Genomic DNA, 26,571 nt, shown 5'->3' on the forward strand with positions numbered 1-26,571 from the left:
CTCTGCACAAGAGCACGATAGGGTAGAAGTATATGTACCCATATAAACACCAGAATCCAAGCAACGAAACCCCACATCGTAAATCGGCGGATCGTTTCACCCGTATACCACGCCGAGCGGCTGTTTTAGGTATGCTCACCCCGCTTTTGGGTGCAGGCGTGCCTTATGCCGTAACACGAGATGAAAAGGTCGCGCGGCATTGAGGAATCAGCATCATGGGTAGATTCGTCCTCTGCATCTTCGGCGCCAGCGTTAGATTCCTCAGAAGAGGATGACCAGCAGAAAGCGGCCTTGCCGGAGTCGATAAATCCCATAGAGGTGGCGCACCCGTGGGATGAACCGCAAACCGCTTTGGAAGGTGCAGGGAACTATATTGCTTGGACCGTTGATGACGGGAAAAGCCCTGATGTTGTGCGCGCCTACGCAGATTTTGCCGCCCGAACGGGAACCCGGCTTACCTTCTTTATCAACGGGTCATATAACGCTTTTGAACCGAACCTAGACGTTCTTAAACCGTTGGTAGAATCAGGGCAGATTCAAATCGGCAATCATACGTGGTCGCATGCGGCGCTGACTACGCTAGATGATGCAGGAATTGCCGAAGAATTAACGAAAAATGACGAAGAGATACAGCGACTTTTCGGCGTGTCTTCTAAACCATATTACCGCCCACCATACGGATACTATGATTCTCGTGTGCTTGAGGCTGCAGCAGGTGCAGGATTCGACAGGGCGGTTCTCTGGTACGGGTCTTTAGCTGATTCTTCACCCATACCTGCCGAAGAAATATACGCATATTCCAAAAAATATGCGAACTCGCAGACTATTCTCATTGGCCATTTGAACTACCCCGGAGTTATTGAAGTGCTCGATAAGATCAAAATGCTTTTGGACGAACGGAATCTTACCCCCGTAACCTTGCGTGACTATTACGGGTAGAACGTACGCCGGAATAAATTAGTGCTGTGCGAGTTTTACCGGCGTAATCGTTAGTCTTTTGAAAGGTACATGATGCGCGTAGATATTTGGTCAGATATTGTTTGCCCTTTCTGCTATTTAGGTAAGAGGAATTTTGAAATAGCTCTCGCCCAATTTGAGCACCGTGATGAAGTAGAGGTTCGTTGGCATAGCTTTGAGCTCGACCAAAATGCCCGGGAGGACAATGCTTTGCCGCTTGCTGAACGCATTGCCGCGAAATATTCTCTCAACCTAGAGGAATCTATCGCTACCCAAGAAGGAATAGCAGAGCGCGCCCAAGAAGTAGGCTTGGACTTTAACTGGCGCAACGCAAAGTACGGCAATAGTTTTGATGCTCACCGTATTATTCATCACGCGACTGCACAGGGAAAAGTCGCAGAGGCTCAAGAGGCTTTCAAAAAAGCATATTTTACGCAGGGACGCTCTATCGAAAAACATGAGTCCATACGGAAGATTGCCTCTGAAATCGGTCTCGATTCACGTCAGGTTGATGAAATACTCGCGGGCGACCACTATGCTGAGGATGTACGCGCTGACGAGCGCGTGGCGCAGGAATTGGGCATCACTAGCGTTCCTTTCTTTTTGATTGAAGCGCAGTGGGTTATTAACGGAGCTCAACCACCCGCGGCAATTTTGGAAGGTCTTAACCGGGTTTGGACTGAAACTCACAAGCCACAAACTATGCCTCCTGTACGACCACATGTGCCTCAAAACCCCGAGGTTCAAGGGGGAGCGGAAGGAGCATCCTGAGTACTTGATAAGGCACGGCTGCACCGACGGGGACCAGGCAAATAACGCTATATCAAAACATGTGCATCTTTGACCATAGTTACAGGAACGGCCAAAGACACACTTGTATACTTCTAATTTCCGGCGGCGCCAAGACCAGATCCCGCAGCTGGGGCCGGAGTAGCTGGTTCTTCTTTCTTATCGTCCTTCTTCTCTTCGGATTTCGGCTCGGAGGCCTTACGTTCTTCCTCGGTTAGCCCCTCAAAATAGTCGTTGAGTGTGACCGTGATGAGCTTACGCTCGGCGACTAGCCCAGCAAGACGATCAAGAAGCGGAATAATGGTCGTGAAATTCAGATGCCCTAACAGGATTCGTTGCGGCAGAACGTATTTGAGCGATCGCATATAGATAACACGCGCTGAGGTTTTGGCCTCATCTCCAAGAGTTCCCTCCCACAGCACCGGGCGCGTGTATCCTACGCTAGCGGCTACTTTGAGCACTCGCGCATCATAGCTGCCGTAGGGGGGACGAAAATAAGGCTTTGCCGAGACCCCAAAAACTCTTTGAATCTCAGCCTCGTTCTTCTCTAGTTCGTGCTTAATCTGATCATCTTTGAGAGTTTTTAAATCGGGGTGACTAAAGGTGTGGTTTGCAATTTGAAGCTGTCCAGTTTGCACTAGCGGCTTAAGCACATCAACATTTTGAGTGAACCCCACATAGGTCATATTGACAAAGAAGGTTAGGCGCACACCGGTACGCGCAGCAAATTCTGCGTAGGCTCGAATTGTTTCTGGGCTGACTCCATCGTCAACGGTCCACGCGATATAACGTCCTTCACCCGGCAGGCGGGTCATAGGGGCAGACCACGGCTGTTTCGCAATAGTTGCTACGTTGAAACCTTCATTCGGCTTTGGCGGCGCTGCGGGAGAGAACGTGAGCGACTCAGGAACATTATCCTGTGTTTCATGAGCGGTAGAGGAAAAATCGCTAGTAGTCGCATTAATGGTCTTGGGCGTGGAGGCAAAAATAATCGGTGCTAATGCACCGAGAGAACCAGCGAGAAGCAGACGGCGTGAAGGAGAGTGCGACATACTCTTAAGGATAACGTGCGGTTAGCTCAAGAGATGACAATCGACGCTTTTGCGAAAGTGTCAGATTTTGACTAGTACGAATACAATGCTGAAACCTTGCATCATCTAGCGTTTTCGCCTGTAGCCTACTGTTACCATGGACATATGGTCAAGAAAATTACTCTCGTTGCGGCCGCTTCGGTTGCATTACTCACCGGGTGCTCCGCAGAAGTTGTGCCCGGTTTGTCTCTGAATTCCGCTCCAGACTATGGAAATCGCGGCGATATTACCGTCTCCGCCGAGGTCCTAAACGGCAGTGAACATAATGGTTATAAGGCTCAAACTGGAAAGCTTCGGATCTTTCAAGACGGTCAAGAAATCAATTCTGCCGAGCAGAGTCTAGAAGCGAAAACTAACTACTATCGGCTGACTTCGGCTGATAACCATGAGTTGGCTGGCAAGGTTATTCAGGTGGCTGTTTATGCGGATAACCCTAATGACGTAGTGAAATGCGGTATCAAAGTTACCGGTGAAGAAGAGCCTGTGCACCACGTAGAACAAGCAGAAGGTAAAGGCGCGGCGTACTGCCAGGTAAAACTCAGCTCAGGCCCATTCCAGCTGCATACTGAAGAATCCGGGCAGTCTGAGCATCACTAGAAAGTGGTGAGCACTGAACTGATACTTGTTCCTTCATCGGCTGAGAGTATCTGATCTATCGCACACACTAAATCTGTAGCAGCCCTAACGACGAAAGAGAAGGACTCGGTTTCCACAGTAGAGGGGAACCGAGATCCTTTTCTTTTAACCCGTTTGAATACCCCTCCCTGAGAAAAAGGTTGAACGGCTAAGAAACTAATTGATGAGGACGCTTTAGAGGCCGAACTTGAAAATAGGGTGTTTTATTGCAAGATATGGAAAACTAGAAAGCATGGAGAATCTAGGCCCACAAGAATTGCGCAGCGTGGTCACCGAAGTTGCCGGTGAAGCCGTTAACCTAGGGTATCGTTTGGGCGATGCCGTGCATCGTTGGCGTGAACAGCGAGCTGTGGCTCACGGGCGTGAGCCTATTGTGGTGCCATCTGAAGGATATGGACGGGTAGCCACAGATACTGAATCCGGGTGGGTGCGTATTCTTGGGCGTGCCCTCTATAAGACGGCTGCTTTTGAAAAACTCCTGCATGTGGTGGAAGGTACCGAAGATACCGATAACCCAACGCGCGGGTGGCGGGCTTTTACCACCGTTGCCATGTCGGATGTGTATGTGACTATTCTTATTGCGGGCCATACGTTTGAGGTACAAACCGACCGTGGTGGAGTGCTGGATGTGCGCCTTGACCTAGACTTACCGGCCGGAATGCATAAGGTCATCATGTATGTACCGGGTTCCCGCGCCGTTGAAACTAACGTTTATATCGTTCCGGAATCCCAGAAAATCGGGGTTATCGTAGACGTCGATGATACCGTTATGGTGACTATGTTGCCGCGTCCTCTTGTCGCTGCGTGGAACTCTTTTGTACTGGATGAGCACGCGCGCATTCCGACCCCGGGCATGGCGGTGCTCATGGACCGCATTCATCGAGCACATCCTCAGGCACCTTTTATGTATCTTTCCACTGGCGCTTGGAATATCACACCGACACTGCGTCGCTTTCTGACCCGCAATGGCTACCCGCGTGGAACCTTCCTATTAACAGACTGGGGGCCAACTCCTGACCGCTGGTTTAGGTCGGGGTCCCAACACAAAGTGAACTCTCTAAAACGACTTGCCCAAGAATTTCCCCAGATGCGGTGGATTCTTATCGGCGACGACGGACAGCGTGACCCGGATATATACAACGGATTTGCGGTGCGCTACCCGCAGAACGTCGCCGCTATTATGATTCGTAACCTCACGGTGGGGGAGAGCGTTCTCGCCTCTGGGCGGGTCTGGAGCGATCAGAGAGCGCAAAAAATGACAAATTCTCCATTGTGGATGGAGGCGAATGACGGGCATACATTGAGCCGACTGCTTCGTGACCGAGGACTTCTCTAAACACGTATTAGGTTATACATCTGTATGGCTGTTCTCTGTAGCGTGGGGAAGAGCTGACCTCATCTTGAGGGCTGGCAGAGGAAGATCAACTATTGAGACAGTAGATCATTACGCTTATCCACAGGCGAACTGTACTGACCTCATACGAGATGTGGGTTTTAATGGGTTTGACGATTTCTTTCACAAAAACCCAACAACACGCCGATCATCTGAATGTTTCAAAAATTTCTTAATCACATCTTTGCCATACTCTCAAAAGCCATAAAAAACTTCCAACACGACGCATGTAGGTGGATTCCAGTCGAGTTTTTCAGCCTCGTTCCGCAGAGAATCAAGGAATGGGTATAAAAGCTTAAAAATCAAGAGGGAAACAATGCCAGAAATCTCACACAAAGGCCTGTTCGCCCTGAAAAAACAGAACAGATTTTCAGTTTAAAAGAGCGATGCGCGTTCCGCTCATAGAGCCGATATGTGGATAACTCTGTATTGTCCGCAATAATTAGCGGAATTACACTCTCCTGAGGTGTGGATAAACTGAATGTCCTTGTGCTCGCGTGTGGGTTTCTCGAACAAAACATCCACACTTCACCACAGCATCTTGTGCCAGAGAAATTTTCAGACACAACATGTAGTATTAATACCCGGCTCGATTCTTTGCGCGGCCGATGACGAAATGCTTCCAGTCTTCTAGAGCTAAAGGAAGTCTCATCAAGCACAAGAATCCTCTGCCTTGCACACAAAGTATTCACGCAATTACGCCCCGCCTTGGGGCTGACAAGGAGAAAACCGATGGTAGTGACCGTGTACACCAAACCGCAGTGCGTTCAGTGCAACATGACCTACCGGGCGCTAGACGCCAAGGGCATCAACTACGACAAAGTAGACATTACGGAAGATTCCCGGGCGCTAGAGATGGTTAAGTCCCTCGGATACATGCAGGCACCGGTCGTCATCGCCGGTGAAGAGCATTGGTCAGGATTCCAGCCTGACAAGATTAACGCGCTTGCATTAGCATAGGCGGCAGCGTCAAGCACGACTCAACCCACAGAATTTCCGTGGGTATTCGATCGTGGAGTAAGGAGAAATATGAGCACCCCCCTCGCACAAAATCCTACGCATGAGAACGCTGAGATTCAGAAGATTATTCTTCAGACACGTGATGCCGCTGAGGGCCGAGCGACTCAAAGCTCGTTGGGTAAGGATTCGCCGCTCGTTGTCTACTTCTCCTCAATTTCAGGCAACACTCATAAGTTCGTTGAGAAACTACGGGCACGAAACGTGCGCCTTCCTCTGCGAACTAAGGATGAGACTCCCGTTATGCACGAACCCTATGTGCTGTGCGTACCCACATACGGGAAGCCTGAAGGTGCAGGCAATGTTCCCCCGCAGGTAGTCAAATTCCTGAACAACGAAGAGAACCGTCGCCAGCTTCGCGGCGTTATCGGATCGGGAAATACAAACTTCGGATCTCTCTTCGGAATCGCAGCAGATATTGTGGCGAAGAAATGCGATGTTCCCTTGCTCTTCAAGTTCGAGCTTATGGGAACCTCCTCAGATGTCGAAAAAGTAAACAAAGGATTGGAAGAATTTTGGACGCAAAACTGCCTTCAGCGCTAGAGACTCTCGGTGCCGGACACAGCTCCAAAGCGGTACCTGACAAGTTCAAAGGTATGAGTTACCACGAGCTGAACGCTTTGCTGAATCTCTACGATGAAAACGGCATGATCCAATTTGACGCCGACCGTCAAGCCGCACGTCAGTATTTTCTTCAGCATGTTAATAACAACACGGTTTTCTTCCACGATCTCGAAGAAAAAATCGAGTACCTGATTGAGAATCAGTACTACGAGCCGGAACTCTTCGACCGGTACAGTTTTGACTTTGTGAAGTCTCTTTTCAAACGTGCCTATGCTGCCAAGTTCCGTTTTCCCACCTTCCTAGGCGCCTTCAAGTTCTACACTTCCTACGCGCTCAAGACCTTCGACGGTCAGCGTTACCTGGAGCGTTTCGAGGATCGTGTATGCATGGTGGCTCTGCTTCTTGCTGAAGGCAATGGAAAACTTGCAGAAGAGATCGTAGATGAGATCATTTCCGGTCGTTTTCAGCCCGCAACCCCGACCTTCCTGAACGCTGGTAAGAAGCAGCGTGGTGAGCTCGTTTCCTGCTTCCTGCTGCGTATTGAGGACAATATGGAGTCGATTGGCCGTTCCATCAACTCTGCCCTGCAGCTTTCAAAACGTGGAGGTGGTGTTGCGTTCGCCCTCACGAACCTACGTGAGTCTGGGGCTCCCATCAAGAAGATTGAGAACCAATCATCCGGTGTTATACCTGTGATGAAGCTCCTTGAGGATGCGTTCTCATATGCAAATCAGTTGGGTGCTCGTCAGGGTGCAGGCGCGGTTTACCTGCACGCGCATCACCCCGATATTTATGCTTTCTTAGATACTAAGCGTGAAAACGCGGACGAGAAGGTGCGCATTAAGACCCTGTCTTTGGGCGTTGTGATTCCTGATATTACCTTCGAGCTGGCAAAGCGTAACGAAGATATGTATCTGTTCTCGCCCTACGATGTAGAACGTATCTACGGAGTAGCTTTCTCAGATATCAACGTTTCTGAGAAGTACTACGAAATGGTGGATGACTCGCGGATTCGCAAGACCAAGATCAACGCGCGCGAGTTCTTCCAGACTATTGCTGAGGTGCAGTTCGAGTCCGGGTATCCCTACGTGATGTTTGAGGATACGGTTAACCGGTCTAACCCGATTGAAGGCAAGATCATCATGTCTAACCTTTGTTCGGAGATTCTGCAGGTTTCAAAGCCGTCGATTTACCATGACGATTTGAGCTACGCCGAAATTGGGAAAGATATTTCGTGCAACCTTGGGTCTCTCAACATCGCAATGACCATGGACGGTGATGACCTAGGAAAAACCGTCGAAACCGCTATTCGTTCGCTTACCGCAGTTTCCGACCAATCCGATATTCGTTCCGTGCCGTCTATCGAACGCGGTAACGATATGAGCCATGCGGTCGGTCTGGGGCAGATGAACCTGCACGGGTACTTGGCGCGTGAGCACATTTACTACGGTTCCGAAGAAGGTCTGGACTTCACCAATATTTACTTCTACACGGTGACGTACCATGCTATTCGCGCTTCCATGGAGATCGCCAAGGAGCGCGGCGTGACCTTTGAAGGGTTTGAGAGTTCAAAGTACGCTAACGGTGAGTTCTTCGCCAAGTACATTGAGAAGGAATGGGAACCGCAGACCGAACGGGTGCGTGAGATGTTTGCTAAGCATCATATTCCGACCCGCGAAGACTGGATTCAGCTTGCCGCCGATGTAGCCCAATACGGCATGTACAACCAGAACTTGCAGGCCGTTCCGCCCACCGGATCTATCTCGTACATCAACGGTTCGACTTCTTCGATCCACCCGATTGCTTCTAAGATTGAGATTCGTAAGGAAGGTAAGCTGGGGCGAGTCTACTACCCGGCACCGTTCATGACGAACGATAACCTGGAATACTTCCAAGATTCCTATGAAATTGGGTACGAGAAGATCATTGATACCTATGCCGTGGCAACGCAGCATGTGGATCAGGGATTGTCCTTGACTCTCTTCTTCCGAGATACTGCGACCACTCGCGATATTAACCGTGCCCAGATTTACGCATGGCGTAAGGGTATCAAGACTATTTACTACATTCGCCTGCGTCAGATGGCTCTTGAAGGCACCGAAGTTGAGGGCTGCGTATCCTGCATGCTGTAAATGAGTCAGCATCTTACGGGTTTCGGGGTGCAAGAGGTTCTTCTTGTACCCCGAAACAGACTCGCTTGGTAACTTAGAAAATATTACATGCCTGTGTGGGCGTGACATCCAATCTGGGAGATACACATGAGTGAAAAAGTGCACCTCGTCGACCACCCGATTGAGGCTATTAACTGGAACCGTCTTGAAGATGATAAAGATCTTGAGGTATGGGACCGTTTGACCGGTAACTTTTGGTTGCCTGAAAAGGTTCCGCTGAGCAATGATGTTCCCTCATGGAAGACCTTGACGGCAGAAGAAAAAGAGTTGACCATGCGTGTTTTTACGGGGCTGACTCTGCTGGATACTATTCAGGGCACCGTTGGTGCTGTGTCTCTTTTGCCTGATGCAGTCACCGCCCACGAAGAGGCCGTATACACCAATATTGCCTTCATGGAGTCGGTGCACGCTAAGTCGTATTCTTCGATTTTCTCGACTCTGAGTTCGACTAAAGAGATTGACGATGCCTTCCGTTGGGCTTCCGAAAATGAGCACCTGCAGAAGAAAGCGAAGATTATTCTCGCATACTACACGGGGGATGATCCGCTCAAGAAGAAGGTTGCCTCTACGCTGCTGGAGTCCTTCCTGTTCTACTCAGGGTTCTACTTGCCCATGTACTGGTCGGCACACGCTAAACTGACGAATACCGCCGATCTGATTCGTCTGATTATTCGTGACGAGGCTGTTCACGGCTACTACATTGGCTATAAATTCCAACGTGGTTTAGCAAAAGAGAGCCCGGAACGGCAGGCAGAACTTAAGGAGTACACCTTCAACCTGCTGTACGAATTGTATGAGAATGAGGTAGCCTACACGCATTCACTCTATGACGGTGTGGGCTGGAGCGAAGACGTCAAGAAGTTCCTGCACTACAACGCGAATAAGGCTCTCATGAACCTGGGGTATGAAGCGATGTTCCCCGCGAGCGTGACCAATGTTTCGCCTGCTATTTTATCGGCTCTTTCGCCCAACGCCGACGAGAACCACGACTTCTTCTCGGGATCTGGCTCATCTTATGTGATCGGTAAAGCCGTGAACACTGAGGATGAGGACTGGGATTTTTAGTCTCAAAAACTGATCCTGAGATCAGGAAGATATAACTTTAAGAAACCCGTATATTTCCTTGAAAACATAGGGAATATACGGGTTTTGTGCGTCAAATTCAGGGGAGTCTAGGAGACTCGTAAAAATTTTTTTAAATCTTGGGTGTGTCATCTTTATGTAACTCTTCACTTGAGATTTAAAAACTTATAGGGTGGAGGTGCAAGCAATTGTCGAGCAAAGGAGCGATGCTCATGTTTAAGACTACGCTGTCAGCCGTTCGGCGTGCCACCCTGGTCGGGGTCGGTGCCGTCTCTCTCGCGTTGGGCGCTTCGATGCTGTCCGCCCCCGCAGCTTCTGCCTATGTGCAGGCGTTCGTTCCGGTCATTCCTCCGGCAACTAGCTCGGATGCAGGTATCTCAGCTCCGGCAGTACATGATTCGAACTCCGTCCCCTTGGAACATGAACATGTTGTTAACTGGTCGGATTATGAGGTGACGGGTGATCATGAGATTACCTTTAGCGTACCGACCGGTACCGCAACTTGTTTTGATGTACGTGCCGAAGCTGCTGAAAGTAACGGTACTCTCCACGTGGCCACTGTTGAGGGATCCGTGCTTGGAGCGCCCGATAAGTGCACCATGGAAGGGCGCACCGTTAAGGTAAGGGTTTACACCAATGCTCCTGCATCGTCCTTGAAGGTGCAGCAGCTTCCTGCATCGCAGGTAACCCTTCATGAATAAGAAGAAGATCCAGCCTGTGTAAGGTGGCGAGATCCAATGCTAGAGAGTATCAAAAGATAGCTTGGGTAGACGGGTCTTTCACACATACTCTCTGAGAGGAATAATGATCGGGGTACCTCACCTAAAATGGTGTGAGGTACCCCGATTTATATTCGATATTCACTAATAAATTGAGCGCTAGGTTATGCATGCTTCTTATTCTCTTGCGCCATTAAATCTTGGTAGTACGCAATTTTTCGGTCCACAAAATCAAAATCCTTCGCTGAACATCAAGTAGCTGCTGACGGGCAACGTGTGCGTAATATTCGATAATGTGTAAACGCTCTGATGCTGTAGACACGCCACGACGGCTGAGGTCTACATAGGCCTTGACATCGTTAATGCTCATACCGCATGCACGTAAGCAGTGAATCGTTTCAAACCACCCCACGCATTCTTCGGTGAAAACACGCCGTCCATGTTCATCTCGTTGCACAGTGGGAATAAGGCCTTTGTCACTGTAATACCGTACCGTATGCGGGCTTATGTCAAGCTTTTCTGAGATTTCTTTGACGCTGTAACTCATAATTCCAGTATCTCACGGCACCCCAAAGGTATAAGATACTAAGTTTTATTCTCAAAAATAGATGTGGAATAACATAGCTTTTATCTTCCATGGTGCTTGCTTTCGAGTAACTCGAAGGGCGTACTCTAATACAACGACTGGTTAAAACCTAAAGAATTTACATGAAAGTGAGTACAGCTAATGCGTTCAGTCATTATGGAAGAACCCGGTAAGGTCGTCGTAGAAGACCGCCCCATGCCCACCCTCCTGGAACCCACGGATGCCGTTATTAAACTTGCCGCATCCTGCATTTGCGGTTCTGACCTGTGGCCCTATCGTGGCGCGCAGCCTGTAGACCATCAGCAGATGGGTCATGAATATATCGGTGAGGTTATCGAAGTTGGCGACGATGTTAAGACCGTCAAGCCTGGTGACTTTGTCGTTGGTTCTTTCTGCATCTCATGCGGTGAGTGTGCAACCTGCCGGGATGGTTACCCGTCACGATGCCTTAAGGCCATTGCTGCAGGCGATGATTCCATTGGTATGCGCTCGAACGGTACCCAGGCGGAATACGCCCGTATTCCTTTCGCAGACGGCACTTTGGTTAAGACTCCCGCATACCCTACCGCAGAGCAGATTCCTCATCTGATGGCAGCATCCGATGTGCTGGGGACTGGCTGGTACGCAGCCGACGCCGCCAAGGCCGGCCCGGGTAAGGCTATTGTTGTAGTTGGCGATGGTGCCGTTGGTCTGGGCGCAGTTATTGGTGCTAAGCAGCTGGGCGCTGAGAAGATCATCATGATGTCTCGCAACCCCAAGCGCCAAGAGCTGGCTAAGCAGTTCGGCGCAACTCATGTGGTGGAAGAACGCGGCGAAGAAGGTATCGCCAAGGTTTTAGAGCTTACTGACGGGGTGGGAGCGCACGGCGTGGTGGAGGCTGTTGGTACTCAGCAGGCCTTTGACCAAGCCCTCGGATGCGTACGTCACGGCGGTTACATCGGTTTCGTAGGCGTGCCCCACGACAGCTCGATCGGTACCGATGTGCTCTTCGACAAACAGGTTCATCTTGAAGGAGGCCCCGCGCCGGTTCGTAAATACCTGCCGACCCTGATTGACCTGATTTACAAGGGTGAGATTGAACCCGGTAAGGTCTTCGATCTAGTATTGCCCATCGACGAAGCGCCCAAGGGCTATGAGGCAATGGATCAGCGTACCGCGACCAAGGTGCTGCTGACGATGTAGTAACTATATTTACTGTCGAGCGAAGAAACTCCTGCGAGCATGAACAACTGAATCATGAGCGTGGGAGTTGCTTCGTCTTTGACCTGGGAACATTGTGTCAAGAGACCTTCCGCAAGATGGCATATTTTCCTCGCCGTATATCTCACATATAAATTTAGGCGACAATCCGTGAGCTAGAGCATAGAATGGGATATGGAACTGTTGGTTTCTACTTGTTAAGGACAATGATGACGAACAAGCCTTTCCCTTCCGACCTCGAAATTGCTCTCGCTGCTGAGCTTAAGCCCATCACCGAAATAGCCGCCGAGAACGGCATCAGCGAAGATCGTTTGGAGCCCTACGGTAAATATGTTGCCAAGGTCCTGCTCGACGAAAGCACCAACGCAGAAACCGCCCAAAAGCGCGGTTCCAAGTACATTGTCGTTACCGCTGTAACTCCCACACCGCTCGGCGAAGGTAAGACCGCAACCTCTGTCTCGCTAGCACAGGGATTCGCCCAGACCGGACGTAAAGCTGCGCTGGCGCTTCGCCAGCCTGCCATGGGACCAACCTTCGGTATTAAAGGCGGTGCCGCTGGCGGCGGTTATTCGCAGATAGTTCCCATGGAGAAGCTAAATCTGCATCTGACCGGTGATTTCCACGCCGTTACCGCAGCCCACAACCTTTTGGCCGCCATGATCGATAACCACCTGCACCAGGGTAATGACCTGCGTCTCGACCCCCGTGCTATCGAGTGGCGCCGCGTTATCGACATGAACGACCGCTCCCTGCGCAACATCGTAGTCGGTCTGGGTGAGCGTATTGACGGCGTGCCCCGACAGACCGGGTTTGATATTACCAGTGCCTCTGAAATCATGGTGATTCTTTCGCTGGCAACCTCCTTTGAGGACCTGCGCAAACGTTTGGCGAAGATTGTTATCGGTCTGAACTACGATGGTGAGGCAGTCACCGCCGCCGATTTGAAGGCTGATGGCGCAATGGCTGTTATTCTGGCGGATGCCATTAACCCCAACCTGCTTCAGACTCTCGAACACACTCCGGCACTTATTCACGCGGGACCCTTCGGGAACATCGCTACCGGCAACTCCTCAGTTGTCGCTGACTACGTTGGCTTGGAATACTCCGACTACGTGATTACTGAGGCAGGTTTCGGTGCAGATATGGGTGCTGAACGTTTCTTTAACGTTAAATGCCGAATCTCAGGGCTGAAGCCTGATGCCGCTGTGCTGGTTGTCACCGTACGTTCCCTCAAATCCCACTCTGGGCTGTACAAGATCGTACCGGGCAAGCCTCTGCCCGAAGGCATGCTTGAAGAGAACCCTGCCGACGTTGAAGCAGGGGCTACTAACCTGAAGAAGCACATTGAGATTGTGCGTAACTTCGGTGTGCAGCCGGTGGTGGCTATTAACGCGTTCCCCACCGATTTCGATTCTGAGCATGAAGCTATTCGCCGTATTGCCGAAGAGGCTGGCGCTCGCGTAGCTATCCATCATGGTGTTGCTGAGGGTGGCAAGGGTACGATTGACCTGGCAAATGTGGTTGCTGAGGCTTGCGACGACGTTTCGAACCTGGAGTACACCTATGATCTTGAGGATTCTCTCGAAACTAAGCTTGAGAAGGTTGCTACTAAGGTTTACGGGGCAGACGGTATCTCGATTGCTCCCGCAGCGGCAAAGCAGCTTAAGCGTTTTGCCGATCTGGGGTATTCGCATCTACCTGTGGTGATTGCAAAGACCCACCTGTCGATCTCTTCTGATGCTTCCCTCAAGGGTGCACCCACCGGCTGGACTTTGCCTGTGCGCGAGGTTCGTCTTGCCGCAGGTGCCGGTTATGTTTACGCTATTTGCGGCACGATGCGCACCATGCCCGGTCTGAGCAAGAGCCCTGCTGCAGAGCGTATTGGCTTTGATGAAAACGGTACGATGATCGGTCTTTCGTAGTGGTTTCTGGGTCATATTTCGCCCATAAAAGACGAAGGCAAGCTTGATAAGGTGCCGTGGGCATCCTCGTTATGTTGGGATGCGCACGGCACCTTTTCTGTGTCTTCGCGGGCTGTACCGAGGGGTAGTTTTTACCGATTTCGTGTGTGTTGCGAAAAAACCATTCAAACAGACCAATTGGTGTATAGAACCCGCATGATTACGCGGGTTTAACAATACTGTTATTTAGGGGTATACCTTGAAAAATGGCTGTATGACGCGGAACTTCCAGAAAAAAGTTTTAGTGATTTACGCCATACAAAAATCAATAAAATCTCGATTGGTATTTAAATGCCCTGCTTTCATGCGGGGTAAAAATAACAGAATGGTTACAAATATGCGCTCAGCTTATCTAAGGTTTTTGGAGAGTGAAAACCATGTAGAAAACCGACCCAAAAGTAGGCTAAACTTGAGTTATCAAGTGATCGAAGGTTTCATGAATTGTCCTCGAGTTGCTTGTGTTTGAGTGAGTGATAGATACCCCCGGGTGTCATAAAACGACCGCGCTATGGTAGCGCGGTCGTTTTGTTTAACCAGACTTGTGCTGCTAGAAAGCCTACAGGATGTACTGGGCTACCAGCCCCGTGAACCCCATTCTTCAAGGTGCGGACGCTCGGTGCCTAATGTTGTGGAACGCCCGTGACCCGGAAGCACAATCGCTTCATCATCAAAGTTTCCAAAGAGCTTTTCAAGAACGTTTGAGAAAAGTTCGCCAAACTGCGCGGGAGAATCGGTCTTGCCTACGCCGCCGGGGAAGAGCGCATCGCCGGTGAAAAGCAAGGTAGCAGGGGAGTCATCTTCCCATGTGGTCTGCACAGAATATACGATGGATCCGGGAGTATGCCCGGGAACGGAAATAGCGCGCACCTGCAGCTCTGTATCGTAAAAATCAAAAACTTCGCCGCCGTTTAACTCGTTTTCGACCGTGAAATTTTCTTGCGCACGAATGGCCTCGGTGTCCGCGGATCCTGCATAAGTAATGGCACCGGTGAGAGATTCAAGCTCGCGCAGAGCACGAATGTGGTCCCAGTGCCCATGGGTGACCATAATACCCGTCACGCCAAGAGCACGGCGGGGGATAGGCTCGAAATCTTCTTCAGATTCGAGAATGCGCACTCGGCGGTCGTTCTCTTCTGTAAGGGCTAGGTTTGGACAGTCCTGCATGATTGCCTCAAGCGTGAAGGTATACAGTGCTTCTGTATCATAAGCGGGATCGATCAGCATTTGCTCACCAGTATGGCGAATCGTGATCAGGTAGACGCTGTTATCCATGTCTGAGACGCTTAGGGCACGTACTGTAAATTCCGGATTTTCGAAGATAAGAGTTGATTCGGGATAAGTAGCCATATATCCAGTGTACTGATGCGGTGTATATCCCGTTTCTAGCGGCAGGTATAAGGGGGTAACGGGAATGAAAGTCACCAGGAAAAACGTTCGCCACGAGTCAAACCCGCATCATAAAGCATGCTATCCCCGCCGAAAGAGCGTAGAATGTAGATTCGAAGATAGACGAAAGGATTTTCGATGCCTCCCCGTGCTGGATCAGCAACCGCCCCTTTGCGTTCAAATGACCTTAGCAGCATTCGTGTGCAGGGTGCTCGCGAAAACAACCTCAAGAACGTTGATCTTACGATTCCACGTGACGCAATGGTGGTTTTTACAGGGCTATCGGGATCTGGTAAATCTTCACTTGCTTTTGACACCATCTTCGCAGAGGGACAGCGCAGGTACGTTGAATCACTATCTTCCTACGCGCGTATGTTCCTTGGGCAGGTAGATAAGCCTGATGTTGATTTTATTGAGGGGCTATCGCCAGCGGTCTCTATCGACCAGAAATCTACTTCAAAAAACCCGCGGTCGACGGTAGGCACCATAACCGAGATTTACGATTATATGCGCCTGCTGTGGGCTCGTGTAGGGCGTGCGCACTGCCCAGTGTGCGGTGAAGAAATTACCAAGCAAACCCCGCAGCAGATTGTCGATGCACTGCTGGAATACCCCGAACGTACGCGTTTGCAGGTTCTTGCCCCCGTGGTATCAGCTCGCAAAGGTGAGTTTGTTGATCTGTTCAAAGACTTGGTGACACAGGGCTATTCGCGTGCCCGGGTGGACGGAAAAACAGTTCAACTCTCGGATCCTCCTAAACTAGCGAAACAATACAAACACACCATTGACGTTGTGGTAGATCGTATCGTGATTAAGGAGGGTATTCACCAGCGACTGACCGATTCCGTGGAGACCGCACTCAGACTAGCCGATGGCCGCTTGCTCATCGAATTCGTAGATGTACAGGCAGATTCACCCGAACGCACCCGAACATTTAGTGAAAACCTTGCCTGCCCCAACAACCACCCCCTGCAGGTGGATACTATTGAGCCGCGCGCCTTCTCCTTCAACTCGCCCTTTGGCGCATGCCAGGCTTGCGATGGTATTGGTTCCAGGCTTGAAGTTGATGAGGATCTTTTAGTGCCCAACCCAGATATGACTCTGGGTGAAGGCGCTATCGCTCCGTGGTCGCAGGGAAAATCTACCACCGAGTATTGGCTGCGTCTTCTTGCAGGTCTCGGCGAAGAGCTCGGATTTGATCTTAACACTCCGTGGAAAGATCTTCCTGCCAAAGTTCGCAAAGCAATTCTGGAGGGCAAAGATTTTAAAGTTGAGGTCTCGTACCGCAACCGTTTTGGACGCGAACGCCGCTATACTTCCGGGTTTGAGGGTGTTAAAGCCAATATCATGCGTAAACATCAAGAAACTGAATCTGATTTTGCGCGTGATCGCTACGAACAATATATGCGTCAGGTTGCATGCCCGGTATGTCACGGTGCGCGGCTGAACCCTACTATTCTCAGCGTCAAAATTGAGGGTAAATCCATTGCGGATGTAACCGCTATGCCACTTCGTACCGCCTTAGATTTTATGCGCGCCCTAAAGCTGACTCCTCGTGAGGCTAAGATTGCCGACCAGGTACTTAAAGAGCTTGATGCACGCTTGCAATTCCTCTTGGACGTAGGGCTCGATTACCTGACGTTATCACGCTCTGCTGGCACGCTTTCGGGCGGTGAGGCCCAGCGCATACGACTGGCAACCCAGATTGGCTCCGGGCTCGTTGGCGTGCTTTATGTGTTGGATGAGCCCTCTATAGGTTTGCACCAGCGCGACAACCGACGTCTAATCGATACCCTGACAAAGCTACGCGATATGGGAAACACCCTCATCGTAGTGGAACATGACGAAGACACGATGCGGGAAGCCGACTGGATTGTTGATGTCGGACCAGGTGCGGGCGAACACGGCGGTGAAATCGTCCATTCGGGCACTTACAAAGAACTTTTGTCCAATAAAAAGTCGATAACCGGTGATTATATGGCGGGTCGGCGCTCTATTGAAGTTCCAAAGAAACGCCGCCCACATGACCGTAAACGTGTGTTAAAGGTCTATGGAGCTCGCGAGAACAACCTCAAAAATGTTGATGTTACCTTCCCCCTAGGTGTTTTTACCGCGATCACAGGCGTATCGGGATCGGGTAAATCAACCCTCGTGAACGATATTCTCTATACCTCACTGGCGAATAAACTCAACGGTGCAAAACAGGTTCCAGGACGGCACAAGAAGGTAGACGGTCTGGAACATCTGGATAAGGTTATTCACGTTGACCAATCGCCTATTGGGCGTACTCCGCGGTCGAATCCTGCGACATACACCGGCGTGTTCGACCATATTCGTAAGCTCTTTGCCGAGACGAATGAGGCTAAAGTGCGCGGATATACGCCCGGGCGGTTCTCGTTCAACGTTAAAGGCGGTCGATGCGAAGCATGCTCGGGTGACGGTACCCTCAAGATTGAGATGAACTTCTTGCCGGATGTGTATGTGCCCTGTGAAACCTGCCAGGGAAAACGCTATAATCGCGAAACCCTCGAAGTGCATTACAAAGGTAAGACTATTTCTGATGTGCTTGAAATGCCGGTGGAGGAAGCTGCAGAATTTTTTGCGGCCTTCACCCCGATCGCTCGGCACTTGAACACGCTGGTTGATGTGGGGCTTGGCTACATTCGTCTAGGGCAGCCCGCAACCACGCTTTCAGGTGGTGAGGCGCAGCGCGTGAAACTTGCCGCAGAGCTGCAGAAGCGTTCTAACGGTCGTTCGATCTATGTGCTTGATGAGCCTACAACGGGTCTGCATTTTGAGGATATCCGTAAGCTCTTAACTGTGCTTCAGTCTCTCGTTGATAAGGGCAATACCGTTATCACAATTGAACACAACCTTGATGTCATTAAATGTGCCGACTGGATTATTGATATGGGTCCGGAAGGTGGCGATGGTGGAGGCACCGTAATCGCCGAAGGAACGCCTGAAGACGTCGCACAGGTTGAGGAGTCTCATACCGGACGTTTCATCAAGGAACTTTTGGTGTGAGTCATATTTCAGGTAATCATCCGCGAGCGCAAATGCGCGGTGCTGTAACAACTCTCGACAGAGTACGCCATATTCTTGCTGCTCAGTTAGAGGCAGATTTCTGTTTACCTGCGGGAGCTATCTCTCAAGCACAGAATCTGGGTGCTGAGGTCTTGAGTGCACTGCAGCTTCCAGCGGAAGAGATGAGCGCATCCCGCCGCCGCAACGCTGATACCTGGGAACTTCGGGTAGGTAACTATCTGGGCGTGGGGTTGCTTTGCGCAAAGTATCCCCGGGTTTTGAAAACGGCCACTGAGTATATGCGTGGGGATCTCTCAAATTGGCTGGGCGATTATGCACCGTTACGCCAGCTGAATGAACTCTTGACCCCTTACAGCCAGCAGGTGAGCGGAACAAGCGTATGTTACACGCCTTCACGTAACCTGCTTGAATCTGTGGTTCCGCCGGATGTTCCGGCGCAAGAGGTTAAATGTGCGGTACCCGGAATCGGTATGATGCGCCGGGTAGACAGCGGCGTTCTTCGAGAATCCTTACGGCAACATATTTGTGGTCTTCGCACGGTGACGAAAGCGCCGAACGCCTCGGCAGATGCTTTAGAGGCAGACGAAGATGATACGGCGGTTTCGGAACTCTCGGTGCGAATAGAGCTCCTTCAACCTGAGCAGTACGAGCGTTTTCGCGATGATCCACGGTATGCGAACGCTTTAGGGTTTAGTGATCGTCGCCCCGATATTATGGTCCTTGCCGCGTTTGACTCTGACGCCGACCTTGCTTTAGCAGAACCTTTAGCAATGGCGGGTGCAAGTGACGATTCGCCACTGATGCGTCAAATCGGTATTGACGTGCTGCCACAGGTACGACAACGAGGACTTGCTACGCATCTTGTATATGAACTTTCCCGAATGGTTCTTGCCGATGGGTATCTTCCATTTTATGGAACCAGTCCTTCGCATGTGCTCTCACAGCGCGTGGCTTTGGCAGCCGGATTCATCCCTACATGGTGGGAGTTTGTCTCAACGAGCATGCACGATATGCCGCTCGATGAAGCATCGTAAAGTTCGTAAAATTTTCGGCGAGAGTCAGAGAATTTCAGCGAGCGCGCACAATACAGGGTTGGTCTTTCGGAAACTTACCCGAAGACCAACCCCGCATTTCTCACAAGATTTACTAGGAGTTCTCAAGCTCCGCACCGTTAGATGTGATCACTCGACGGTACCAATCAAAAGACTTCTTACGGTAACGGGAGAGTGACCCCGAGCCATCGTCATGACGATCTACATAGACGAAACCGTAGCGTTTCGACATCTGCGCTGTAGACGCCGAAACCATGTCGATACAGCCCCACGTAGTGTAACCGAGTAGCTGCACGCCATCGGCAATAGCTTCGCGCACCTGTTCCAGGTGTGCCCGTAGATAATCGATACGGTAATCGTCGATCACGGTCATTTCACCATCGACCTCAACAAGTTCGTCGCGTGCGCCTAAGCCGTTCTCGACGATGAAAAGAGGTTTCTGCCAGCGGTCCCAGTACTGGTTGAGTACAATACGCAGCCCGACAGGATCGATCTGCCATCCCCATTCGGAAGCGGTCAATGTTGGGTTAGATACTCCACCGAGAATATTACCTTCGCTGCTTTCGCCGCTGCTTGGGTCGCTGCTGGCACAGGTGGACATGTAGTAGCTGAATGAGACAAAATCGACTGTATTTTTGAGGTCTTCCCGATCTTGTTCGGTAATGTTGAGCTCGATACCTTTTTCGTGGAGTATGCGTAGGAAATATCCGGGGTAGGTTCCACGAACGTGCACGTCGCCGAAGGCAAAGTTCGCGTGTTCGGCGTGTAGAGCGGCGAGCGCATCCTGGGGTGATGGTGTGAGCGGATAGGTTGGCATTGCTAAAATCATGCAGCCAATCTGGGCTTGAGGTGCGAGCTCGTGGGCAGCACGGGTGGCGCGCGCTGAGGCGACAAGCTCATGATGAATTGCTTGGTAGAGGTCTTGCTCACTCAGCTGATCTTTGGGGGTGTTAATACTGCCAGACATAAACGGTAGGTGCAGCACCGAATTGATTTCGTTGAAAGTGAGCCAGTATTTTACGCGGTGGCCGTAGCGTTCAAAGAGTACCCGGCAGTATCGTTCGTAGAAGTCGATAAGATCGCGGCTTACCCAGCCGTTGTATTGTTCTGCAAGGTAAAGTGGTGTTTCGTAGTGGCTGATAGTGATGAGCGGTTCGATGCCGTATTCTTCAAGTTCATCAAGCACACGGTCGTAGAAGGCGAGGCCTTCCTCATTTGGTTCTGTTTCGTTACCGTTTGGGAAGACACGTGACCAGGCGATGGAGAACCGGAATACTTTGAACCCCATTTCCGCAAGGAGAGCGATGTCTTCGGGGTAGCTGTGGTAGAAATCGGTACCCTCAAGTTTGAGGTTATCGGGCGTGGGCGCGGCACTTCGTGGGCTCAGCCCTCCGTGAGGAAGTACATCCTGAATACTGGGACCCTTGCCGCCTTCATCCCAGGCACCTTCACATTGGTTGGCTGCGGAAGCGCCGCCCCACAGAAAATTTGGGGGAAACGCACCGTGCAGGTGGGGCTTGATGATGGGCAGCGATTGGGTGTCATGCGTGAAATGCTGGTCTTGATGCATGGGGCTCTTCCGTAGATGGCGGACAGTTAATGCTTAGATGGGGAATACGTATATGGCGGATGGACCACATCGCCGTTGTTGTACAACAACCCTAACAGTTTTAGTGCATATTCCTGCAGGGATGAGCAGTAAGATTACGGAAGATGGCTTAAGTTTCAACGCTAGAACCCTGGTGTATCGGCTTTGTTTACGCCGCGCTGTATTGGGCGCTTTTTGGGTGTGCAGGCAGCATGCAGAATGTCGGCAGAAATAAAAAGCCCCGGGCGTGAACCCTTTTCTAGGATTCAGCGCCCGGAGCTTATGTGGCTGAATAGATCGGAAGAGCTTAGCGAGCGCTCACTAGGGAGTAGCGTATCCGAGAGCGAATAGCCACGCGGTGCCCACAACACCCCAAATAATAATATTCACGAGCGAAGACAAGAAACCCAGCTTGAACCATTCGCCCACACTGAAATACCCCGATCCGTAGTACACCCCTGCCGGTCCAGAGGCATAGTGAGTGATACCGCCGATAAGGTTTCCAGTAAAGCCGAGGAAAAGTGCGGCGAACATTGGGGGAGTACCCGCCGAAATTGCTGCCCCCAGGAATACAGCATAGAGGGCGACAATCTGCGCGGTGTTAGAAGCAAACATGTAGTGAATGTAGAAGTACACCAGAATCAGAATGCCAAAGGCGAGCGGCCAGGACATACCCGCAACGCTGTGTGCGGCGCGGTCACCTACCCAATCAACAACCTTGAGTTTCTTGAGCTGATCCGCCATGCCCACAAGCACCGCGAAGAAAATGAGAGTGGACCAAGCACTGGAGTTATTCGCCATATCTTTCCAGGTGAGCACCTTAGTCACGAGAAGAATTGCGATGCCGAAGAAGGCTGCACTGGTCGCGCTAATACCCCAGGACGTGCCGCCAATCCATAGGGCTAACAGCAGTACGAAGGTACCGAGCATAATCCATTCCGGCACGCTTAAGGGGCCCATCTCGGCAAGCTCTTTGCGTGCATGATCGGGAGCATCAGGGGTGTGCTTGATAGTCGGCGGGTATACCTTCGAGATAAACCAAGGCATAATAGCAAGGGCAATCAGGCCGGGGGCTAACGCGGCAAGTGCCCAAGTGCCCCAGTCCAGGTGCAGACCTTTTTCTTGAGCAAATTTTTGAGCCAGCGGGTTACCAGCCATTGCTGTCACGAACATTGCGGCGGTGATGGTATTGACCTGCGCCTCAGTCATGAGCAGATAAGAGCCTAGCTTGCGGCGTTTCTCGGGGGTCTCGTTGGTAGAGCCATTCACCTCAGCAAGAGAGCGAATAATCGGGTAAATCACGCCACCCGCGCGAGCCGTATTTGAAGGAGTAGCCGGTGCAAGCACGAGATCTGTGATCGCCATACCGTAAGAAAGCCCGAGAGAAGACTTACCGAGCATGCGCACAAACAATAGGGCGATGCGCTTTCCTAACCCGGTAATGAGGAACCCATCGGCAATAAAGAACGCGGCAACAATAATCCAGATTGAGTCGTTGCCGAAGCCTTTAAGCGCTTCTTCTTTCGCGTTCATGGTACCGGTGATCATTGCAGCGCCGAGACCAATAAGCGCCACTGATGGGGTTGGCAGCGGCTGGAAGATAAGACCTAGGATAGTACCGGCAAAGATAGCGAGCATATGCATACCGCGTGGTTCCACCCCTGGAGGTACGGGAATAAACCAGATGGCTATAGTAATCGCGAGAATCACCGCAACTTTGACGATGAGAACAGTATTAGTCTGCTTGGGTTTTTCGGGAGGTTGCGATTGCTCATTGCGAGCGGTGGCATCGGACTCGGATGTCGAGGACGATTGGCTCATGTCCGTACTCCTTTGAAACGAAACTTGATAGGCGCACACGTACAGTGTGCATACGGTTTCGTCAGCGTTCTTATGCTGTGAATGTGTTGGTATCTGATGGCTTATGTGGGAATACCGTTCAGACGTTTTAAGTTTACGTCTAGACTCACCTTTCAGAAAAGGGTTTGCCCGCAAAAACACAGGGCTGCTTTGGTTTCCCTTACTTTCGCTGAACAGTCGGGAATGATGGGCCAACCCGGTAGAATAAAATCCGTGGAAATCCTTCGTGAACAAGGCCCAAAATCCGGTGAACTTCTGATGCACCACGACGATACCGTGGCAATGCTGCGCGAGGTCGCTGCGGGAAAACGCCCCGCAACCCTGCGCATCTACCAACCGAACCCTACCGTCGCCTTCGGCCGTCGCGATGAGCTCAATCCAGGATTTACCGCTGCCGCGCAGGCGTGCCGTGATCTTGGGTACGACATACTCGTGCGTAAAGTAGGCGGTCACGCGGCCGCCTACCACACCGGCTGCCTCGTCATCGATCATTTTCAGCCCGCCGAAGACGCAAAAACCGGCAACAACCTGCGTTACAAACTTTTCGGAGAAATGTACGCCCAAGCCCTGCAACTCGTCGGGGTGGATGCGGCAGTCGGCGAAATCCCCCAAGAATACTGCCCGGGTGAATACTCCGTATACGCTCGGCTAGGCGGCGAACACTCTGGGGAGCGCATCAAACTTGTGGGGACCGCACAGCGCGTTATTCAGGGTGGCTGGTGGTTCAGCACCGGAATCGTTGTATATAACTCGGCATCTCTACGCGAGATTACCTCGCGAGTATACGATGCTCTCGGCATGCCCCTTAACCCTGCAACTGTAGGTGCCGCTGAAGACGCAAACCCCGCTCTGCTCATGGAAGACCTGGAAGACGCGATTTTAGAGATTTATGCACAGAACGGCTTCAAATAGCCGTTATGCACCAAGGCGGCGTTCCCGCCTTATGACTAGCTAAGACAGCCAGCGGTTCCCACATAATCCATGCAGCTGCACGGCACCCCTAGCGAGACAATAAAGACAAGTTCACCGTAGACTGGTAATATGACCGCCCTCACACCTCAAGGAGAGCATATGCGCTGGGGACAAATCCAAGACGACAAAGGCCGCCGCGCCGTCTGCATGCACGAAGAAACCATCTATGAACTCCCCGCAAAACTCTCACCCCTACTCCAGTTCTACAGCCGTTACCGCACCAACTTCGGCAACCCTGCCAACGCGGTGAGCATCCTCCGCGAAAACGGCTCTACAACACTAGGGCACGGCGAAGAACTCTGGAATACCCTACCTTTCGTACGACCGCTGGACCGCCCTGGAAAAGTCCTTTGTGCCGGGCTCAACTACCGCGATCATGCCGGAGAAATGGGACTCGAAATCCCAAAATATCCCACCATCTTCACGAAATATCCGAATGCGCTCATCGGCCCCAATGAAGAAATTCAAATGCCTTCTGCAAACGAAACCGGAAGCACAAAAATAGACTGGGAGGTCGAACTTTGCCTTGTTATTGGGCAAAAGATGCGCCGGGTAGACGAAGAAGAAGCGCTCGCTGGACTGCTGGGGTACACCATTTTCAACGATGTTTCGGTGCGCGACTGGCAGGGACGTACCAGCGAATGGTTCCAGGGTAAAAACTGGGATAGCATGACACCGTTTGGTCCCTATATTGTGGCGACGGACGAGCTTGACCCTACCTGCGGACTTGATCTTACCTGCGAAGTTGACGGCGAGATACGTCAGCACGGTAATACCTCTGACATGATTTTTACTTCTGCACAGCTTATCTCATATATCTCGCAGTTCATGACCCTAGAACCCGGCGACCTCATCGCTACCGGAACTCCCGCCGGAGTAGGGCTTTCACTGCACCCACGGAACTGGCTTAAGCCTGGGCAGATTCTAGTAACCCGCATTGAAGGAATTGGCGCTATCAGTAACAGGTGCTCGCAGCCTTATAGCGGATAAGACAAGGTTTATTCAGATGGCTAGGTAAACGCTGCAAAAAATGCAGTCTTGTATGGTCTGCGCTTTCGTTCCTGGCTTTGTATTTAAGGTGCCTGCATTCTCGCCCATGCAAAGGAGAGGATGCAGGTACTTTTATCGACCTGAAACCTTTGTGGGCGATGGAGGTATTAGGAAACGTAACCTAAGGTTTGATGGAGAAGGGTGCCTGCTAGAGTGAGAATAAACGGAAACGATGGGGCTCGCATAGTTTAAGAGGACTGTGAGGTTTTGGACAGTCCATATTTCATGTAAAGGAGGAAAACGCCCAGTCAGTACGTTAATGTCACAATTTGGTGAGAAGTTTGTAGCGTATTGACATATAAAAAGGTGTTTATATAAAATTATGTTTATGGATAACGGTTCAGGTCAGACGGAACCACGAGACTGGGAACAAGAATTCGGTGCATCCGTAGCAATTTTCTCAGCACTCGCTAATCCGTTAAGACTTGCGATTGCACACCATTTGGTAGAGCGTCCACATAGTGTGAGCGAACTGCATACCTGCTTGGGTATTTCGCAGCCGCTCGCCTCGCATCATTTGCGCATCCTTCGAGAGGCGCATGTTGTTGAAGGGGAGCAGCACGGCAGAACCACTATCTATAAATTGTTAGACCATCACATCAGTCACATTGTGAAGGATGTGCACGAACATACGAAACACACCGGCGATTAGCTCGGTTTATCTGAGGAGAGATCATGACCACCGTTGCACCCCACCGTCATTCCGAAAGCCATGCACACACCCACGGACCTGCATGTGGTCACCAGGCAGTCATTCACTTAGATCACGTAGACTACCTGCATGACGGGCACGCACACCGCGAGCACGAAGGACACTACGATGAGTGCAACGCATGCTCATGTGGTAACTGCTCTGACCTGTGCGTCAACTGCACCTGCGATAACTGCACCTGCCCGACCTGTAACCATGCGGTTTGCGAATGCGCACACTGCAATGATTCTTGCGCCAACTGCGCATGTGATGACTGCGCATGCCCCACATGCCAGCACGCAGCATAAGCAATTTTTTAGACTATAAACCCGCCCGGCGTACTCTATGAGGATGCGCCGGGCGGGTTCTGTATAAGGGTCTCTGTTGTATTCAAAGTGTATAGGGCGTGTGTCATTGTGTGCGTTATCTAAATATAGTCTTTTGGGTGCAATTCTTAAGGATGGTTTTGCGTGGAAGTTGAGTTTTTAAATGTAAACTCGAAAGTCTAATATCTTTAATGTTTTGAATAAAATCCACAGAGTTGTTTATTAATAAATGGTTATATATGTCGCGGGTGAATCGCTAAATATTTTGAATCATCGTAGAGTAGCTACTAAGCGATAAATTCCCGCCATTACTAACCGTAGGGGTATCTGGGATTCCAGCGTTGGATATCTGAGATGCATGAACCTACGAGGTGGGAACGAATCGTGCTTCCATATTTTATTCACCCAGCCACAATTTTTTTGAGGATGTG

General features: G+C 50.9%; 21 protein-coding genes. 16 read left to right on the forward strand and 5 right to left on the reverse strand.

Annotation, left to right across the window (positions count from 1 at the left end; translation table 11 throughout):
• The first annotated feature begins 180 nt into the window (after nt 1–180).
• Together HMPREF2958_RS08455 and HMPREF2958_RS08460 are read left to right on the forward strand one after the other, a co-directional pair.
• Nucleotides 181–939 carry a polysaccharide deacetylase family protein gene (locus HMPREF2958_RS08455; RefSeq protein WP_246828092.1) on the forward strand — a complete coding sequence of 253 codons (759 nt, stop codon included), beginning with the start codon at nt 181–183 and terminating at the stop codon, nt 937–939.
• Between the two features lie 69 nt (nt 940–1,008).
• Nucleotides 1,009–1,728: a DsbA family oxidoreductase gene (locus HMPREF2958_RS08460; RefSeq protein ID WP_246828093.1), complete on the forward strand. Its 720-nt coding sequence runs from the start codon at nt 1,009–1,011 to the stop codon at nt 1,726–1,728.
• A gap of 113 nt (nt 1,729–1,841) precedes the next feature.
• Here HMPREF2958_RS08460 and HMPREF2958_RS08465 read toward each other — a convergent pair whose 3' ends face one another.
• Complete coding sequence (locus HMPREF2958_RS08465) at nt 1,842–2,798, reverse strand: polysaccharide deacetylase family protein (RefSeq protein ID WP_070697655.1); 957 nt, start codon at nt 2,796–2,798, stop codon at nt 1,842–1,844.
• A gap of 144 nt (nt 2,799–2,942) precedes the next feature.
• Here HMPREF2958_RS08465 and HMPREF2958_RS08470 point away from each other — a divergent pair, with 144 nt between their 5' ends.
• The 7 genes from HMPREF2958_RS08470 to HMPREF2958_RS08500 all read left to right on the forward strand — a co-directional run bounded on the left by HMPREF2958_RS08470 (nt 2,943) and on the right by HMPREF2958_RS08500 (nt 10,402).
• Nucleotides 2,943–3,434, forward strand: coding sequence for a hypothetical protein (locus HMPREF2958_RS08470; protein WP_013399172.1), 492 nt, complete (start codon nt 2,943–2,945; stop codon nt 3,432–3,434).
• A 271-nt stretch (nt 3,435–3,705) separates the two neighbouring features.
• Nucleotides 3,706–4,809 (forward strand): App1 family protein, encoded by a 1,104-nt coding sequence (locus tag HMPREF2958_RS08475; protein ID WP_070697656.1) that lies wholly within the window; start codon nt 3,706–3,708, stop codon nt 4,807–4,809.
• A gap of 789 nt (nt 4,810–5,598) precedes the next feature.
• Nucleotides 5,599–5,826, forward strand: a complete 228-nt coding sequence (gene nrdH, locus HMPREF2958_RS08480; protein WP_004004799.1) for a glutaredoxin-like protein NrdH — start codon at nt 5,599–5,601, stop codon at nt 5,824–5,826.
• 69 nt (nt 5,827–5,895) lie between these two features.
• The gene (gene nrdI, locus HMPREF2958_RS08485; protein ID WP_070697657.1) at nt 5,896–6,426 is read left to right on the forward strand and encodes a class Ib ribonucleoside-diphosphate reductase assembly flavoprotein NrdI; all 531 of its coding nucleotides are present in this window, start codon (nt 5,896–5,898) and stop codon (nt 6,424–6,426) included.
• Entirely contained in the window at nt 6,399–8,579 is a 2,181-nt protein-coding gene (nrdE, locus tag HMPREF2958_RS08490) for a class 1b ribonucleoside-diphosphate reductase subunit alpha (RefSeq protein ID WP_070697658.1), read from the forward strand. The genes nrdI and nrdE overlap by 28 nt, the downstream gene beginning before the upstream one ends.
• A gap of 126 nt (nt 8,580–8,705) precedes the next feature.
• A complete protein-coding gene (gene nrdF / locus HMPREF2958_RS08495) occupies nt 8,706–9,683 on the forward strand; it encodes a class 1b ribonucleoside-diphosphate reductase subunit beta (RefSeq protein WP_004004796.1) in 978 nt (325 codons plus the stop codon).
• Nucleotides 9,684–9,913: 230 nt separating this feature from the next.
• A complete protein-coding gene (locus tag HMPREF2958_RS08500) occupies nt 9,914–10,402 on the forward strand; it encodes a CTP synthase (RefSeq protein WP_238382356.1) in 489 nt (162 codons plus the stop codon).
• 211 nt (nt 10,403–10,613) lie between these two features.
• Here the strand turns inward: HMPREF2958_RS08500 and HMPREF2958_RS08505 are convergent, their stop codons facing one another.
• The gene (locus tag HMPREF2958_RS08505) at nt 10,614–10,967 is read right to left on the reverse strand and encodes a MerR family transcriptional regulator (RefSeq protein WP_246828094.1); all 354 of its coding nucleotides are present in this window, start codon (nt 10,965–10,967) and stop codon (nt 10,614–10,616) included.
• A 180-nt stretch (nt 10,968–11,147) separates the two neighbouring features.
• Between HMPREF2958_RS08505 and HMPREF2958_RS08510 the strand changes: the two genes are divergently transcribed.
• On the forward strand, nt 11,148–12,188 hold the full coding sequence (locus tag HMPREF2958_RS08510; RefSeq protein ID WP_070697659.1) for a zinc-binding dehydrogenase: 1,041 nt from the start codon (nt 11,148–11,150) through the stop codon (nt 12,186–12,188).
• Between the two features lie 227 nt (nt 12,189–12,415).
• On the forward strand, nt 12,416–14,128 hold the full coding sequence (locus HMPREF2958_RS08515) for a formate--tetrahydrofolate ligase (RefSeq protein WP_048755301.1): 1,713 nt from the start codon (nt 12,416–12,418) through the stop codon (nt 14,126–14,128).
• A gap of 612 nt (nt 14,129–14,740) precedes the next feature.
• On the opposite strand, the gene HMPREF2958_RS08520 is transcribed toward HMPREF2958_RS08515, so the two are convergent.
• Complete coding sequence (locus HMPREF2958_RS08520) at nt 14,741–15,514, reverse strand: MBL fold metallo-hydrolase (protein WP_070697660.1); 774 nt, start codon at nt 15,512–15,514, stop codon at nt 14,741–14,743.
• A gap of 177 nt (nt 15,515–15,691) precedes the next feature.
• On the opposite strand from HMPREF2958_RS08520, the gene uvrA reads away from it, so the two are divergent.
• The gene (gene uvrA, locus HMPREF2958_RS08525) at nt 15,692–18,580 is read left to right on the forward strand and encodes an excinuclease ABC subunit UvrA (RefSeq protein ID WP_004004787.1); all 2,889 of its coding nucleotides are present in this window, start codon (nt 15,692–15,694) and stop codon (nt 18,578–18,580) included.
• Nucleotides 18,577–19,635, forward strand: a complete 1,059-nt coding sequence (locus tag HMPREF2958_RS08530; protein ID WP_070697661.1) for a GNAT family N-acetyltransferase — start codon at nt 18,577–18,579, stop codon at nt 19,633–19,635. The genes uvrA and HMPREF2958_RS08530 overlap by 4 nt, the downstream gene beginning before the upstream one ends.
• Before the next feature lie 112 nt (nt 19,636–19,747).
• Here the strand turns inward: HMPREF2958_RS08530 and HMPREF2958_RS08535 are convergent, their stop codons facing one another.
• Nucleotides 19,748–21,223: a glycoside hydrolase family 1 protein gene (locus HMPREF2958_RS08535; RefSeq protein ID WP_070697662.1), complete on the reverse strand. Its 1,476-nt coding sequence runs from the start codon at nt 21,221–21,223 to the stop codon at nt 19,748–19,750.
• A gap of 339 nt (nt 21,224–21,562) precedes the next feature.
• Nucleotides 21,563–23,062: an anion permease gene (locus tag HMPREF2958_RS08540; RefSeq protein WP_070697663.1), complete on the reverse strand. Its 1,500-nt coding sequence runs from the start codon at nt 23,060–23,062 to the stop codon at nt 21,563–21,565.
• Between the two features lie 252 nt (nt 23,063–23,314).
• Here HMPREF2958_RS08540 and HMPREF2958_RS08545 point away from each other — a divergent pair, with 252 nt between their 5' ends.
• From HMPREF2958_RS08545 to HMPREF2958_RS08555, 3 genes are all read left to right on the forward strand, one after another.
• A complete protein-coding gene (locus tag HMPREF2958_RS08545) occupies nt 23,315–24,013 on the forward strand; it encodes a lipoate--protein ligase family protein (protein WP_048755307.1) in 699 nt (232 codons plus the stop codon).
• Between the two features lie 159 nt (nt 24,014–24,172).
• Nucleotides 24,173–25,063, forward strand: a complete 891-nt coding sequence (locus HMPREF2958_RS08550; RefSeq protein WP_070534999.1) for a fumarylacetoacetate hydrolase family protein — start codon at nt 24,173–24,175, stop codon at nt 25,061–25,063.
• Nucleotides 25,064–25,451: 388 nt separating this feature from the next.
• The gene (locus HMPREF2958_RS08555; RefSeq protein ID WP_238382359.1) at nt 25,452–25,775 is read left to right on the forward strand and encodes an ArsR/SmtB family transcription factor; all 324 of its coding nucleotides are present in this window, start codon (nt 25,452–25,454) and stop codon (nt 25,773–25,775) included.
• The last annotated feature ends 796 nt before the right edge of the window (nt 25,776–26,571 follow it).

This window comes from Rothia sp. HMSC036D11 (assembly GCF_001814205.1).
GTDB classification, from domain to species: Bacteria; Actinomycetota; Actinomycetes; order Actinomycetales; family Micrococcaceae; genus Rothia; species Rothia dentocariosa.

Bases quoted from the DNA above. Each gene is read 5' to 3' on its own strand.
- HMPREF2958_RS08455 (WP_246828092.1), top strand. From the start codon at position 181: ATGAAAAGGTCGCGCGGCATTGAGGAATCAGCATCATGGGTAGATTCG.
- HMPREF2958_RS08540 (WP_070697663.1), bottom strand. From the start codon at position 23,062: ATGAGCCAATCGTCCTCGACATCCGAGTCCGATGCCACCGCTCGCAAT.
- HMPREF2958_RS08460 (WP_246828093.1), top strand. From the start codon at position 1,009: ATGATGCGCGTAGATATTTGGTCAGATATTGTTTGCCCTTTCTGCTAT.
- HMPREF2958_RS08465 (WP_070697655.1), bottom strand. From the start codon at position 2,798: ATGTCGCACTCTCCTTCACGCCGTCTGCTTCTCGCTGGTTCTCTCGGT.
- nrdF (WP_004004796.1), top strand. From the start codon at position 8,706: ATGAGTGAAAAAGTGCACCTCGTCGACCACCCGATTGAGGCTATTAAC.
- HMPREF2958_RS08520 (WP_070697660.1), bottom strand. From the start codon at position 15,514: ATGGCTACTTATCCCGAATCAACTCTTATCTTCGAAAATCCGGAATTT.
- HMPREF2958_RS08550 (WP_070534999.1), top strand. From the start codon at position 24,173: ATGCGCTGGGGACAAATCCAAGACGACAAAGGCCGCCGCGCCGTCTGC.
- nrdI (WP_070697657.1), top strand. From the start codon at position 5,896: ATGAGCACCCCCCTCGCACAAAATCCTACGCATGAGAACGCTGAGATT.
- HMPREF2958_RS08500 (WP_238382356.1), top strand. From the start codon at position 9,914: ATGTTTAAGACTACGCTGTCAGCCGTTCGGCGTGCCACCCTGGTCGGG.
- HMPREF2958_RS08505 (WP_246828094.1), bottom strand. From the start codon at position 10,967: ATGAGTTACAGCGTCAAAGAAATCTCAGAAAAGCTTGACATAAGCCCG.
- HMPREF2958_RS08535 (WP_070697662.1), bottom strand. From the start codon at position 21,223: ATGCATCAAGACCAGCATTTCACGCATGACACCCAATCGCTGCCCATC.
- HMPREF2958_RS08475 (WP_070697656.1), top strand. From the start codon at position 3,706: ATGGAGAATCTAGGCCCACAAGAATTGCGCAGCGTGGTCACCGAAGTT.
- uvrA (WP_004004787.1), top strand. From the start codon at position 15,692: ATGCCTCCCCGTGCTGGATCAGCAACCGCCCCTTTGCGTTCAAATGAC.
- HMPREF2958_RS08510 (WP_070697659.1), top strand. From the start codon at position 11,148: ATGCGTTCAGTCATTATGGAAGAACCCGGTAAGGTCGTCGTAGAAGAC.
- nrdH (WP_004004799.1), top strand. From the start codon at position 5,599: ATGGTAGTGACCGTGTACACCAAACCGCAGTGCGTTCAGTGCAACATG.
- HMPREF2958_RS08470 (WP_013399172.1), top strand. From the start codon at position 2,943: ATGGTCAAGAAAATTACTCTCGTTGCGGCCGCTTCGGTTGCATTACTC.
- HMPREF2958_RS08555 (WP_238382359.1), top strand. From the start codon at position 25,452: ATGGATAACGGTTCAGGTCAGACGGAACCACGAGACTGGGAACAAGAA.
- HMPREF2958_RS08515 (WP_048755301.1), top strand. From the start codon at position 12,416: ATGACGAACAAGCCTTTCCCTTCCGACCTCGAAATTGCTCTCGCTGCT.